General features: G+C 40.9%; 11 protein-coding genes. 3 read left to right on the top strand and 8 right to left on the bottom strand.

Annotation, left to right across the window (positions count from 1 at the left end):
- Positions 1–152: 152 nt before the first annotated feature.
- Together E0H87_RS03575 and yccS are read right to left on the bottom strand one after the other, a co-directional pair.
- On the bottom strand, positions 153–713 hold the full coding sequence (locus E0H87_RS03575; protein WP_131322344.1) for an SdpI family protein: 561 nt from the start codon (positions 711–713) through the stop codon (positions 153–155).
- A gap of 160 nt (positions 714–873) precedes the next feature.
- A complete protein-coding gene (gene yccS, locus E0H87_RS03570) occupies positions 874–3048 on the bottom strand; it encodes a YccS family putative transporter (RefSeq protein WP_131322343.1) in 2175 nt (724 codons plus the stop codon).
- A 140-nt stretch (positions 3049–3188) separates the two neighbouring features.
- Here yccS and E0H87_RS03565 point away from each other — a divergent pair, with 140 nt between their 5' ends.
- Positions 3189–4406 (top strand): multidrug effflux MFS transporter, encoded by a 1218-nt coding sequence (locus E0H87_RS03565; protein WP_131322342.1) that lies wholly within the window; start codon positions 3189–3191, stop codon positions 4404–4406.
- Positions 4407–4477: 71 nt separating this feature from the next.
- Here the strand turns inward: E0H87_RS03565 and E0H87_RS03560 are convergent, their stop codons facing one another.
- Entirely contained in the window at positions 4478–5035 is a 558-nt protein-coding gene (locus E0H87_RS03560; protein WP_131322341.1) for a hypothetical protein, read from the bottom strand.
- 246 nt (positions 5036–5281) lie between these two features.
- Between E0H87_RS03560 and E0H87_RS03555 the strand changes: the two genes are divergently transcribed.
- Together E0H87_RS03555 and E0H87_RS03550 are read left to right on the top strand one after the other, a co-directional pair.
- A complete protein-coding gene (locus E0H87_RS03555; protein ID WP_131322340.1) occupies positions 5282–6781 on the top strand; it encodes a cation:proton antiporter in 1500 nt (499 codons plus the stop codon).
- Between the two features lie 30 nt (positions 6782–6811).
- Positions 6812–7144 (top strand): MGMT family protein, encoded by a 333-nt coding sequence (locus E0H87_RS03550; RefSeq protein WP_131322339.1) that lies wholly within the window; start codon positions 6812–6814, stop codon positions 7142–7144.
- Positions 7145–7207: 63 nt separating this feature from the next.
- On the opposite strand, the gene E0H87_RS03545 is transcribed toward E0H87_RS03550, so the two are convergent.
- The 5 genes from E0H87_RS03545 to carA form a co-directional block, all read right to left on the bottom strand.
- On the bottom strand, positions 7208–7648 hold the full coding sequence (locus tag E0H87_RS03545; protein WP_131322338.1) for a universal stress protein: 441 nt from the start codon (positions 7646–7648) through the stop codon (positions 7208–7210).
- A gap of 343 nt (positions 7649–7991) precedes the next feature.
- Complete coding sequence (locus E0H87_RS03540) at positions 7992–8618, bottom strand: CatB-related O-acetyltransferase (RefSeq protein ID WP_131322337.1); 627 nt, start codon at positions 8616–8618, stop codon at positions 7992–7994.
- A gap of 420 nt (positions 8619–9038) precedes the next feature.
- Positions 9039–9515, bottom strand: coding sequence for a transcription elongation factor GreA (gene greA / locus E0H87_RS03530; protein WP_131322335.1), 477 nt, complete (start codon positions 9513–9515; stop codon positions 9039–9041).
- Between the two features lie 93 nt (positions 9516–9608).
- Positions 9609–12842 carry a carbamoyl-phosphate synthase large subunit gene (gene carB / locus E0H87_RS03525; protein WP_131322334.1) on the bottom strand — a complete coding sequence of 1078 codons (3234 nt, stop codon included), beginning with the start codon at positions 12840–12842 and terminating at the stop codon, positions 9609–9611.
- 14 nt (positions 12843–12856) lie between these two features.
- Positions 12857–13999, bottom strand: a complete 1143-nt coding sequence (gene carA, locus E0H87_RS03520) for a glutamine-hydrolyzing carbamoyl-phosphate synthase small subunit (protein WP_131322333.1) — start codon at positions 13997–13999, stop codon at positions 12857–12859.
- Positions 14000–14285 lie beyond the last annotated feature (286 nt).

Genomic DNA, 14285 nt, shown 5'->3' with positions numbered 1-14285 from the left:
AGTGTTGGAAGTGTGAAAAAATTGGCGAAATTATAACTTAAGATTTAGAAGATAATGTGGATTTTGAGGATAATATTTATTCTCATTATCGTTTTTAATTTGTTTCGTAAAAAAGCCTTCATATTTCAGAAGGCTTTTTTGTATTTGGCTACTTAGATTTTCTTCGCTTCGCCTACAGATTCATTTAGATGTTTACGAATGGTCTCGAAAGAGAAATTACGTGAGTCCATACGCTTAGGTAAAATATAGGCACCTTGTTGACCTTTCACTTTAAAGTTCAACAACATAAATTCTGGTGTGTTATACCATTCATAAATGTCTTTCCAGCCAATTGCACCCACACCTTCTTGCATGCCCATTTGCTGGCGCATCACGAGACCGTGAGGTTGTACACCCAGTTTTACGCCTTTAATTTCCTGCACAGGAAATTCATTCATTTTGCGTTTAACATACCATTCTAAGCCATAAGTACGAATTGCAAGGTATAAAGCCACCCCAACAATTGCCACCCAGCAGAAAATGGTTGAGTAGTTTTTCAATAAGATGATGCCCAAAATCGCAAGAGCTACGATGGCACCCATAATCATCCATGCTTTGGTGCTAATTTTATTGGTACTACGCCAAATCACCATCTGAGCATTACGCTGCTCAGCTTCAGAGATTTCGTAGTTCACAGGTTGTAGCGTGTAAGCGTATAAATTTTTTGCGGTCATAGTGAAAAGAGCAAATTTAAAACTGGACAAAGTTTAGCATTAAATACACAGGGTTGATACGTTATAAATGCATTGTATTGCGGGGAAGTTGCTGCTTTTTTAACAGCAAAATTTTTGATGCCCCGCAAGACAATCTATAATTTGTAAAATTCAATATCCTTTATAAAGATGCAAACTCGGTTGCCTGATCGTCACGTTCATTGCTCAAGTTTTGCTTGAGGTGGCTGAGTTGTTGCAAGATACTGAACATTAAAGATAATTGCTGCAAAATAATCAAAGCCAATTGATCTTCTTTTTTATCTTGCTTGAGACGTTGGCGAATGGTTTGCAACATATTCTGTGCCGTTAAATCAGGCATCTCATCTTTAAGTAAGGCGCCCTGAATATCCTCCTGTGCCTGACTGAGTAAATTCAGAATTTCAGGGTCTGTGATTTGGGCACGATGTGCACCAAGTGCAGCGATATAACTTAAGAAAGTATGATTTAGACAGAGAAACTCAAATGCCTGACTTTTTTGTGTAGGGTCAAAATCAGGTTCAGTCGCCAGCGTTGAAATCAGGGATGCGACATCGGCATCGGTGTTATGTGCGGCACGTCGCACGACACGATAATTCAAACCATTATTTCGACCTTGCTGATATTGTTGAATCACTTCATTTAAATAGCGGCATTGTGCCTGTAGGCTACGTTGAATACTGTGTGGTAGACGGCGGAATTTCCAATCTGGAAAAATAAAGCTTACCCCCAGCCAAGCAAGGGCACAACCAATCAAAGTATCAATCATTCGTGGTACAGCGGCCGAAAACCCTAAACCATCTAAATTAAAGTTAATTAAGGCCAAAATGGTGATAAAGGCTGTCGCTTGTGCATATTGTTTACTGCGTAATTCAAAAAATAGCACACCACTTAAGATCAACAGCAGTAGCTGACCTTCAATTGAGGGAATGAAGTACAGCACCGCTTCACCAATAATAATCCCGATCAGTGTTCCCACAATCCTTAGGCGCAATCGGCGTTTGGTGGCGTTAAAGTTGGGTTGGCAAACAAATAGGGCGGTTAAGATAATCCAGTATCCATATTGGATTTGAGTCACTTGTACAAAAATATAGCTGACCAGCAACACAATTGAGAGTCGGATGGCATGGCGGAACAAGACCGATTCAGGCGTAAGATGCTGTTTGATTCGGATGACAATATCATCCCAACCTTTAAGATCATCATCCTTAAGCTGATTTTCGATATGTTTGCTTTTATCAAACACAATGTTTTGCTCAGTTTCTAAGTTGCGCAGTTGTGCATCAATGGACTTCAGGTTTTGGTATAAGGAGAATAGGGCATTGATCCACATAGGATCGTAATGATTGTCGTCGCGTAATTTTTCTAAAGACACCTTTAGATTCTGGAAAGAATGTTTAAAGCGTTTGTTATGTTTGTAATTTTTCCGCAATAAAATGCTTTCGCTCAAATCCTTACAGGCTTTGCCCTGAATAGACAAAATACGTTGAAAGCGAAACAGAATATCGCTATGTTCAAAAACTTTGGTCAGAATCTGATAGTCAATGTGGGCGGAATCCGCTCGTTCATGGATATCTTGTGCGACAAAATAATATTGCAAACTACGTCGAGTATCGCGCTGACCACGGTCACCTTTAAGGCGGGTGAGTAGCGCAGTTTTCATTTCGTTAAAGATACCGACTAACTTGCCATTTTCCAGTGACAAATCAATCATGCTTTGCTGGTAACTTTGCGGAGTCATGTCGACATCAAAAAGATTGGATTTGGCAAAAAGGAAGTTACCGAGCGAGGAATAGCATTCGGATAATTTGTCTTGGACTTGGCGGACTGGGAACAATAAGAAACTGATGGTTGAAATTAAGCCATACCATGCGGCACCCGCAACCAATAGCGAGGGTTGCATATACCATTGGTCAAATAAATGTACGCCCAACATGGAATACACGGAAATAACCAAACAACCATAAGAAATGGTGGCATAGCGACGCCCTAAAGAACCCAATAAAATAAAACCAATACAGGAAATAATCAGTCCGATTGCGAACAGAATAGGGTGTGGGAAAAGAAAATAAATTGAAGTTGCAGTAACAAAAAAACCGATATAGGTATAAACCAGATTTAAAAGACGAACCGAAAAGCGGTCATCGATGTCACTCAGGCCCGCAGCGACAACACCTAAGGTCAGGGGAATGGTTGCCAGTTGGTGACCTAAGAAATAGGGAACAAAAGCAGTACCTGAGAACGCAATAATCATGCGTACGTTGTACATAAAAGTAGTGTTATAAGTGGTTTGCTTCAGACGAGTAAGCCAAGTGTTCAAGCGGGTTCCTTCAAGAGATGTACATCAAACCTTTATGCAAAAAGTAGATGTGAGTCAGGATTTAATTTCACTTTTTTGATCAAGAAATAATACTATGGAGAGTGTAAGCTTGTCTTGTTTCTTCGTAGTTAAAATTAAATATGAATACTCCCCAATCTCCCGTAAAAAAAACTTATTCGACCTCTTGGATCATGTTATTGGCCCTATTAACTGCTTTAGGTCCACTTTCCATTGATATGTATTTACCGGCTTTACCACAGATGGCAAAAGACTTTGGGGTGAGTACCCAAATGGTGGCCAATACTTTACCTGCTTACTTTCTGGGGCTTGCTATAGGGCAGTTAATTTATGGGCCATTGAGTGATCGGATTGGACGGAAGAAACCACTGTACTTTGGTTTAAGTCTGTATGTGGTTGCCAGTTTGCTCTGTGTGCTTGCGAGTAATGAATGGGCGCTCATAGCCGCTAGAGTATTACAAGCACTTGGGGGGTGCGTAGGAGTGGTGATTGCACGAGCTGCTATTCGAGATCGTTTAGATATGAATGCCTCTGCGCAGGCTTTTGCCAGTATGATGATTGTGATGGGGGTTGCACCGATTTTGGCACCTACTTTGGGTGCATTGGTACTCAGTTATTTTAATTGGCAGGCCATTTTTGTTTTTCTGATGATGATTGGCGCTGCGTGCTGGTTATGTATCCATTTCTTTTTTCAGGAAACCTTAGTACCTGAACGCCGTTTGCGTTTGAATTTAACCCAAATTTTTCAGTTATATGCGGCCATTTTTCAAGATCGTAGTTTCCGCATCCCCATGCTGGCAGGTTGTTTCTCGGGTGGTGTGCTGTTTTGTTATATCAGCTCATCCGCAGCTGTCCTGATGAATGGCTATGGTCTAAATCAGCAACATTTTGCGATTGCTTTTGGTTCGAATGCTTTTGGGATTATGTTGTTATCGACCCTAAATAAAAAACTCGGTAAGCATCTTTCAGTCTTCACACGCTTGAAAATTGGTGGATTTATTCAGCTTTCAGGTGCTTTGGTGTTGGTGCTTGCCAGTCTGTTGCAACATGCGCCAATTGAGTTAGTGTATTTGGGGATGTTTCTAGCAGTTTCAGGCATTGGTTTTACAGGCCCAAATGCGATGGCATTGGCGATGTCTGAACAAGGTGCGCGTGCAGGAACAGCGAGTGCGGTGATGGGCAGTATGCAATTTGCTTGCGGCTTGCTCGGTGGGGTGATTCTGAATTTTTTGGTCTGGACAGACTTAATGAATATGGCGACTTTAATGTTGTGCTTTATTAGTATTGCGATGTTGGCGATTTTTAGCTTATCTCCAGAAAAAGTAATGGCTCAATCATAGTGCTGAAGCGAAGTAAGACAGCCATCATCTGGATTGACAAAGATGGCCGTCTTTGAATATGGGGCTATAGGTTATTTGCGTAGAAATTGCTTAAAGTTACGAAGAATACGGAAGCTGACATACAAGGCAATTAGCGCAAATATCGCAATCCCGAAGACCACATACTTTAATTGCTGAACGTCTTTTTGGAAGAAAGATTGGATTTGTGCATCACTATAATTAAAACGGCTGACTTTCTGAGTTTGGCTGTCATGAAATTGAATATGCTGAATATAGTGTTGTTGCCCAATTTGTTTTAAACCAAGAGCGTCAATTTGACGTCGATGGGATTGATTTTCATCATCGATACAGAGGTCTTGTGCATAATGCTCACAGCTCATTTTGGCAATGAAGCCTTGATTGGCGACTAAAATAAATACGGATTCGTCAGGTTTTTGATTATTGGTGACCAAGACTAACGGTTTAGCAGTGGTTGATTTTAGTTCAAACTGCTGGGCTTGAGCCAAAGCTTGAGAAGCATTTTTAATTTCTAAAGTTTTGACGATACATGTCCAGACCAATGCCAAGGTAATTAAAAAAATACTGGCTGCGAAACACAGGCGAAAAACGGTTTTAATGGTCTGGTGCATAAATGAGCCAATATCCTAAAAGTTTAAAGGGCAAAATAGCGGGAGTCATTTGAATAGGGATTCAATCTAAACGCTTTGTTTAATCCTGCACAAGTTTTATGTTAAAAAAAATTAACGAAACTAGGAGGCTAGCTTTAAAAGGCGGTACACTAAAAATGTAAAAAACAGTGTTTAAGTCAATATTTAGTTCATAAAACATTGAGTTCATTCGCTTGATTTCACCCCTTGGTTAGCATCGGAACTCGCATGGGTAATTTTTTATTTCTTCAAATTTTCACAGTTATTTTTGCATTATCAATTGCGACCACGATTTTTAACAAGAGAATTTTAGGTTTTCCACAGGCCATAGGTGTTCCGATTGTCTCCGCAATTTTTGTCTTTATTTTGCAGTGGGGGGCAAGCCTGTTAAATGGTAATCAGTTTATTACCATTAATATTCATAATATTGAAAATGCTGTACGCCACATCGATTTCTATGATTTTCTGATCAACGGGGTGATTTGTTTTATTCTGACCTCCTCGGCCTTGAAGTTTAAAGTCTCTGATTTGCGTAGCTATTGGAAGCCGATCAGTATTTTAGCCAGTATTGCACTGGTGCTCTGTGCCGTGTTCTTTGGGGTGGTACTCTATGGCTATCAATTCTTAGTTGGGCAGCATGTTGACCTGTTGGTGTTGTTGCTTCTGGGTGCCGCATTAGGGGCGACGGATCCGATTGGAATTAAAGGCGTATTAAGTTCGGTACGTGCACCACATCATTTAATGGTTAAGTTGGAAGGCGAATCCTTATTTAACGATGCCATGTGTATTGCCTTATTTATGACCTTGCTGAATGTTTTACAAGGTGAGCATTTTAGTTTAATCGGCACATTACAAACTTTACTCTATGAAATTGTCGTCGCAATTATTATTGGTTGGGGCTTTGGTCTGGCTATTCTGAGATTGCTACGTGGCAAACATGAAATGGAATCTCTTATTTTAACTACCGCTTTACTGGCATGTGGATCTTACTTGGTCGCACTTTTTGCACATGCTTCTGCACCAATTGCCTGCGTATTTGGTGGATTAGTGGTTGGGAATCGTTGGAAAGAGATTCTGCAAGAACGCGAAATCCGTGAAGTTAATCATTTTTGGCATACCGTTGAAGGGATTATTAATTCGTTCTTATTTACCCTAATTGGTCTAGAACTCTTTATCTTAGATTTAAGTGTAAGTCTGATTTTGGGTGGCATTATTGCCTTTATTATTCTACATGCATCACGTTTTGCGGCGAATTTTCTTGCCTTTGCCTTTTTCCCAAGTTTTCGGCATAAAAGTTATAACGGTAGTTTAGCCATTCTTTCTTGGGGTGGGGTACGGGGTGGCATCTCACTGGCTTTAATTCTTGCAGTTGCCAATATTCCGCAACTCAGTCAGTACAGCAGTATTCTTATTGGATATACCTTTATTAGTGTACTTTTATCGGGTTTGGTCTGTGGATTGGGGCTTCCCGCCGTCATGAATGCTTTTTATTACAATCCGCATGAAGAAACAGAAGGTTTTAAAGGTTGGTATCAACGGTTATGCCATAAGATGAATCGTAAAGGTTTTCAATATATCGTCGGCGAAGATGCGAATGGCACTGAAACCATTATCATTTATAACCCCGATGCTTATGTGGATGTAAAAGCAGATGATGGGGTTGCTGCTGTACATAATCCAGAAAAAGTACAAGAAGTAAAACGACTGGAAAGTCCTGGAAATTTCTAATTGATCTTTAGCAAGGAGATAAACTCCGAAATGCCAATTGCTCAATCATCTTCAAAAGAATTAGCACGATTAATTCTACAAGTGGTTGCTTTAATTCCTTATGGAAAAGTTGCAACCTACGGGCAAATTGCCAAGATGGCAGGTTTACCCAAACATGCGCGTTTAGTCGGACGAGTATTACAACAGGTTGAAGATGGGTACTTGCCTTGGCATCGTGTAATTAATTCACAAGGAAAAATTAGCCTAAGTAAATTGGATGCTCAGGGTGATAATCTTCAGGTTGTCAAATTACAAACAGAGAATATTGCTGTGGTTGCGGGGAAGGTAAATTTAAAGCTTTATCAGTGGGACGGAGAGATTTAATAGCTTAGTAAGGTCTTACACTCAATGCTGAGTATGAATGTAAGACCAAGTTGATTAATCAGATTATTGACGAACCACCAATACAGGTACGCTGGTCTCACCTAGAATTTTTTGTGCAACACTACCCAAGAAGAATTTTTTAAGCCCCGTACGACCATGTGAGCCAATCACGATTAAATCAGCATTGCTTTCTTTTGCGGCATTAAGAATTTCCTGATGGATCATTTGCCCTTCAATTAAACGAGTTTCAACCGTTAAGCCTTCAGCACTGAACTTGGCTTTAGCTTCTTCAAGCGTGCTTTCAATTGAAGTACGGGCACGCTCAATCAAATCATTTGTTTGCGCTGCAGTAATATATTCCGCTGCAATGTAAGGGTCTAAAGCCAGCACTTGGACAACTGTAATTTTACTGCCAAATACTTTGGCAAGTTCTGCTGCTTGCTTTACTGCTGCAAAAGAGGTGTCTGAACCGTCAACTGGAACTAAAATATTTTGATAAGCCATCTGCCTTACTCCTTGTTTTCATTACAATCTTTTTAGAAGCTGTTTTATTTGAGAGTTGCGACTCAAAACTATTGTTTATACTTTTATATTAACGCTAATTTTGATTTTATAAAACCTAGTATTTTCATAAGGATAAGGCTTTATAAACCGTCGATTCCATAATTTAACTTAGCATGTTTTTTGTCTAAAAAACATGCGTTGTTGTACTAAAGTCGGGTAAAAATTGTGTTAAAAATGAAACGGCTATTGCTCATAAAGAAAAAAAGTTCGCTGAAGATGAAATGCGTTGTGTCAAAGTTGCGAACTATATTGAATATTTAGATGATTAAATTGAAGGGGGCTTTTAGAAATTTTCAGAGATATACTGCGTGAGTGCGGCAACATCATTCGTCTGCAACTGCTCACGCATCTTTAAAAACTGCTTTTCATCTAAATCATAGAGTTTGAGGGCAAGCAGTTTTTGAATGTCCTCTTCTGGAAATCGGTATTTAATAATTTTTGCGGGCACACCACCGACCACTGCATAAGGTGGCACATCTTTGGTAACCACAGCACCAGTAGCCACTACAGCCCCTTCACCTAAGCACACACCTTGCATAATCATGGCACGAGAGCCAATCCAGCATCCGTTGCCAATAATGGTATTGCCAGCAGGGACAAAACAACGGGTATCAAAGGGAAAAGCTGAAATCCAATCGGTACGATGCAGTTGATTTCCACCCATCATAATCACACATTCAGCCCCAAAACAGACAAAGTTTCCAATATGTAGTTGGTCAATCGGTTTTTCAGGAGTAGATGGTTTGTCATGTAAATAGCGCACGACACAACGCTCAAAGCCTTGATCCCAATAGGCTGAATAATATGAATAATTACCTTTTATGTGGATGTTTGGGTTCTTTACGGTTTTTGAGATAAATTCAAATTCACACCAATGTTTGACAGGGGAGTTAATCAAAGGTTCAGACATGAAAGACATCACAAGGCATGGGAAAGGGCATTATAGCGGATCATATGAAATTTCCCTATTGCTACTACTTCAGTGTGATAGTTTGTTATAAGTACGGATGACCATGCGATATTAACGAAAGAGATTCCAAAATAATCTAAACCAATATTGAATCGAACGGGGGAAAAGAAAGCCTCCAAGAGTGGAAATAATTGTTGTCATCAGAATAATCATCACAGTGTTGATATTACTGTTGATGTAAAGTGACCATATAATTGTCACAAGGACTCCTAAAAAGAATCCACCAATCGCGTAGTAGAACGCTTGAATAAGTCTGTTGTCCATTATTTAAGTTGTAGTTTTGGATTTGTTCTTATCATAAATCCTTTTGTACAAAAAAGCCCCTCAAAAAGAGGAGCTTAAATCTTTAATTACTTAAAATTAAAGGTATTCAACGCTAACAATTTCGTATTCAACTTCACCATTTGGTGTTTGAATTTTTGCTTCGTCGCCTTCGCTTTTGCCTAAAAGACCACGTGCAATTGGAGAATTGACAGAAATCTTATTAATTTTGAAATCTGCTTCGTCATCACCTACGATCATATAGGTCTTTTGTTCTTCTGTGTCCAAATTTTCGATGGTCACTGTGACGCCAAAAACAACGCGACCGTTCTGTTCTAGTTCTTTTACATCGATAACTTGAGCCGCACCCAATTTACCTTCGATGTCTTGAACACGGCCTTCACAGAAACCTTGTTGCTCACGTGCAGCATGGTATTCCGCGTTTTCTTTTAAATCCCCGTGTTCACGTGCTTCAGCAATGGCTGCTGTAATACGTGGACGTTCAATACTTTTTAATTGATGTAATTCTTTCTCTAAGGCTTCTTTGCCTTGGGGAGTCATAGGATAACGTTGCATTGTTGTCCCTCAAGTTTGTGAGTGTAAAAAATACAGGTTTATAAATGAAAAAAGCCCGCCACCGATAAGGGGGCGGGACTTATCGGAAACGAATTAAACTACGGGTTGTAAATCTTGCAAACGATATACATCCATTGGTAATTGGATTCCAAATGCTTGGCAAACTGCTTCAGCACCGTTAATGGTGGTTGTGTAATACACTTTACCTTGTAACGCAGCACGACGGATCATTGCTGAGTCATACTGAGCACGTTTGCCCTCAGTGGTATTGACAATAAGGTGTATTTCACCATTTTTCAAGCGATCTACAATATGTGGACGGCCTTCGGTTACTTTATTTACACGTTCACATGCTAAACCTGCTTGGCTAAGTACATCATGTGTACCACCAGTTGCTACAAGTTTGAAACCGAAAGAAACGAGTTTTTTCGCAATATCAACAATGTACTTTTTGTCAGATTCACGTACAGACAAGAACGCGTGTTTCACTTCGCCTTCTGTCGGTAAACCAGGCAAACGCTCATTTGAACCAAGCACAGCTTTGTAGAATGCTTCACCAAATGTTTTACCTACACCCATCACTTCACCTGTAGATTTCATCTCAGGGCCAAGCATTGGGTCTACGCCAGGGAATTTAGCAAATGGGAAAACTGCTTCTTTCACAGCAAAGTGAGTCGGAATAATCTCTTTGGTGAAACCTTGAGATTCTAACGATTGACCCGCCATGCAGCGTGCAGCAACTTTTGCTAAAGATTCGCCAATACATTTCGATACGAATGGAACAGTACGTGATGCACGTGGGTTCACTTCAAGTACATAAATGTCGTTGCCTTTTACCGCAAACTGAACGTTCATCAAACCGACTACACCAAGTTCTTTGGCCATAGCAATAGTTTGGCGACGCATTTCGTCTTGAACTTCTTGTGAAAGCGAGTACGGAGGAATCGAACAAGCTGAGTCACCAGAGTGAATACCTGCTTGCTCAATGTGCTGCATAATACCGCCAATCACCACATCTTTACCGTCAGATACACAGTCTACGTCCACTTCAATGGCATCATCCAAGAAATGGTCAAGAAGAACAGGTGCTTCATTTGATGCTTGAACGGCATCACGTAAGTAGCGTTTCAATTCTTCATCGTTATAGACGATTTCCATTGCACGGCCACCCAATACATAAGATGGGCGAACAACCAGTGGATAACCGACCTTAGATGCTTCAGCCATACCTTCTTCAGCAGATTTTACAATGCTGTTGTTGGGTTGGCGAAGTTGCAGACGTTGAATCATTTGTTGGAAACGTTCACGGTCTTCTGCACGGTCAATTGCATCAGGTGATGTACCAATAATTGGTGCGCCAGCTTCTTCAAGTGCACGAGCCAATTTCAAAGGTGTTTGACCGCCGTACTGTACGATAATGCCTTTAGGCTTCTCGATACGTACGATTTCAAGTACATCTTCAAGTGTAATTGGTTCGAAGTATAAACGATCAGAAGTGTCGTAATCTGTAGAAACGGTTTCAGGGTTACAGTTCACCATGATGGTTTCGTAGCCATCGTCACGCATTGCAAGGGCTGCGTGTACACAGCAGTAATCGAACTCGATCCCTTGGCCAATACGGTTAGGACCACCACCGATCACCATGATTTTTTCTTTGGTTGATGGGTTCGCTTCACATTCGTCATCGTAAGTTGAATACATGTAGGCAGTATCAGATTCAAACTCTGCCGCACACGTATCGACACGTTTGTAGACTGGCATTACGCCAAGATTCCAACGGTGTTTACGGAATTGTTTCTGTGAAATGCCCATCAAATCTGCGATACGAAGATCTGATAAACCTTTGCGCTTAAATGCACGAATGTTGTCTGCATTTAAGTCGCCAAAACCTAAAGTTTTGATTTGTTCTTCAGACTTAATGATGTCTTCGATTTGAATCAAGAACCATTTATCGATATTCGTTGCAGCGAATACTTCGTCTAAAGTAAAGCCGTGACGGAAAGCATCTCCGATATACCAAATACGCTCTGGACCTGGAACTTTAAGTTCCTTAAGAATTTTGTCGCGTGCACCATCAGCACCCACTTCAATTTTCTCATCAAAACCACATGTACCCACTTCAAGACCACGAAGTGCTTTTTGCAAAGACTCTTGGAAGTTACGACCAATCGCCATAACTTCACCCACAGATTTCATCTGTGTGGTCAGAATTGCTTCAGCTTGTGGGAATTTCTCAAAGTTGAAACGTGGAATCTTGGTGACAACGTAGTCAATCGCAGGTTCGAATGATGCAGGAGTTGTACCGCCAGTGATGTCATTTTTCAATTCATCAAGCGTATAGCCTACAGCAAGCTTAGCTGCAATCTTCGCAATTGGGAAACCTGTTGCTTTAGATGCTAAAGCAGAAGAACGTGATACGCGCGGGTTCATCTCGATGATGACCATACGGCCATCTTTCGGGTTAATACCGAACTGAACGTTAGAACCACCTGTTTCTACGCCAATTTCACGAAGAACTGCTAAAGATGCATTACGCATCAATTGGTATTCTTTGTCGGTTAGGGTTTGTGCAGGAGCAACAGTGATGGAGTCACCTGTGTGCACGCCCATTGGGTCAAAGTTTTCAATCGCACAGACGATGATACAGTTGTCGTTTTTGTCACGAACAACTTCCATCTCATATTCTTTCCAACCAATTAAAGATTCATCAATTAATAATTGTTTGGTTGGAGAAAGATCGAAACCGCGTTCACAGATTTCAATAAATTCTTCACGGTTGTATGCAATACCACCACCTGAACCACCCATCGTGAATGATGGACGGATAATCACAGGGAAGCCAAAGCGTGCTTGAATTTCTAAAGCTTGTTCCATTGACTCTGCAATGTCAGCTTTTGGACATTCAAGACCAATTTTACGCATCGCGATATCGAAAAGTTTACGGTCTTCCGCTTTTTCGATTGCTTCTTTGGTTGCACCAATCAATTCAACATTGAATTTTTCTAAAATGCCGTGCTCATCAAGTGCAAGGGCACAGTTCAATGCTGTTTGGCCACCCATCGTTGGAAGAACTGCATCTGGGCGTTCCTTCTCAATAATGGCAGCAACAGTTTGCCAAGTGATTGGCTCAATATAAGTTGCGTCCGCCATTGAAGGGTCAGTCATAATGGTTGCTGGGTTAGAGTTCACCAAAATAACACGGTAACCTTCTTCACGAAGGGCTTTACACGCTTGCGCACCAGAGTAGTCAAACTCACATGCTTGACCGATCACAATCGGACCTGCACCAATAATTAAGATGCTTTTAATGTCTGTACGTTTAGCCATGATCGCTTCCTTAATTACTTCTTAGATGCTTCGATAAGTTTGATGAAATGATCGAACAATGGGGCACAGTCATGCGGGCCAGGGCTTGCTTCTGGGTGGCCTTGGAAGCTGAACGCTGGTTTGTCAGTACGATGAATCCCTTGTAGAGTTTGATCGAATAATGACTTGTGCGTAGCTTTCAGGTTTGCAGGAAGAGTGTCTGCGTCCACTGCGAAGCCATGGTTTTGCGAAGTAATCATCACTGTACCAGTTTCCATGTTTTGAACAGGGTGGTTGGCACCGTGGTGGCCGTGAGGCATTTTCACAGTTTTTGCACCTGAGGCAAGTGCAAGAATTTGGTGACCCAAGCAAATACCAAAGACAGGTAAATTACGAGCGTCTTCTACAATTGTTTTTACAGCTTCAATTGCGTAGTCACATGCAGCTGGATCGCCAGGGCCGTTCGATAAGAACACACCATCTGGATTCAATGCGAGCACGTCAGCAGCAGGAGTTTGCGCAGGGACAACAGTGAGTTTACAACCGCGGTCTGCAAGCATACGTAAGATGTTGGTTTTGACACCGTAGTCGTATGCAACAACATGGAATTTGTGTTCAGGTTGAGTAAAACCTTGGCCAAGAACCCAAGAACCTTCAGTCCATTCAAAGCCTTCAGGATCGCAGCATTCTTTTGCAAGGTCTAAACCATTTAAGCCACCAAATGCACGAGCTTTTGCTAAAGCTTCTTCTTCAGTAATATTTTCGCCAGCTAGAATACAACCGTTTTGAGCACCTTTGGCACGTAAAATACGAGTCAATTTACGTGTATCGATATCGGCAATTGCAACAACATTGTGTTCTGCAAGGTATTCACCTAGAGATTGTTCTGCACGGAAGTTGCTATGCAATAAAGGCAAGTCACGGATAATTAAACCGTTTGCCCATACTTTGTGAATACGTCCTGACTCTGCATCTTCAGAGTTACAACCCGTATTACCAATATGCGGATAGGTTAACGTCACAAGTTGTTGTGCATAACTTGGATCGGTCAAAATTTCTTGATAGCCAGTCATGGCTGTGTTAAAAACGACTTCACCTGTCGTACTACCCGTTGCGCCGATAGAGGTACCTTTAAAGATTGTACCGTCGGCAAGGGCTAAAATGGCGGGGATGCTCAAACCAAAGCTCCTGAATTAAAACCACAAAAATAGGGCTGTAAAAAAGCGAGTAGACGAAAAAAAAGGAAGGCCCTAAAAAAACCTACCCTCCCTTGTGTCTGCTCGCTTGTAACTTAACAGAGCATTATACGCACCAAGTGTGAAGAAGTCCACGCAAAAGCGAAAGAATAAAAAGATAAAAGGCTTGCTTTTATTTAAAAGCTGTTTTGTTAAACAAAATGAAAAATGTAAGCAATTAATAATTGTCTGACAAATCAAGATTTAAATTTGATCAAGTCCAGTTAAG

Source organism: Acinetobacter sp. ANC 4178, from assembly GCF_004331175.1.
Taxonomy (GTDB): Bacteria; Pseudomonadota; Gammaproteobacteria; order Pseudomonadales; family Moraxellaceae; genus Acinetobacter.
Note: the sequence above shows the minus strand (reverse complement) of the source record. Positions and strands in the feature narration are given on the sequence as shown.

What these genes read in the sequence shown, in the direction of transcription:
- E0H87_RS03575 (WP_131322344.1), bottom strand. Translation starts at nt 713, where the DNA reads ATGACCGCAAAAAATTTATACGCTTACACGCTACAACCTGTGAACTAC.
- E0H87_RS03565 (WP_131322342.1), top strand. Translation starts at nt 3,189, where the DNA reads ATGAATACTCCCCAATCTCCCGTAAAAAAAACTTATTCGACCTCTTGG.
- E0H87_RS03560 (WP_131322341.1), bottom strand. Translation starts at nt 5,035, where the DNA reads ATGCACCAGACCATTAAAACCGTTTTTCGCCTGTGTTTCGCAGCCAGT.
- E0H87_RS03555 (WP_131322340.1), top strand. Translation starts at nt 5,282, where the DNA reads ATGGGTAATTTTTTATTTCTTCAAATTTTCACAGTTATTTTTGCATTA.
- E0H87_RS03550 (WP_131322339.1), top strand. Translation starts at nt 6,812, where the DNA reads ATGCCAATTGCTCAATCATCTTCAAAAGAATTAGCACGATTAATTCTA.
- E0H87_RS03545 (WP_131322338.1), bottom strand. Translation starts at nt 7,648, where the DNA reads ATGGCTTATCAAAATATTTTAGTTCCAGTTGACGGTTCAGACACCTCT.
- E0H87_RS03540 (WP_131322337.1), bottom strand. Translation starts at nt 8,618, where the DNA reads ATGTCTGAACCTTTGATTAACTCCCCTGTCAAACATTGGTGTGAATTT.
- greA (WP_131322335.1), bottom strand. Translation starts at nt 9,515, where the DNA reads ATGCAACGTTATCCTATGACTCCCCAAGGCAAAGAAGCCTTAGAGAAA.
- carB (WP_131322334.1), bottom strand. Translation starts at nt 12,842, where the DNA reads ATGGCTAAACGTACAGACATTAAAAGCATCTTAATTATTGGTGCAGGT.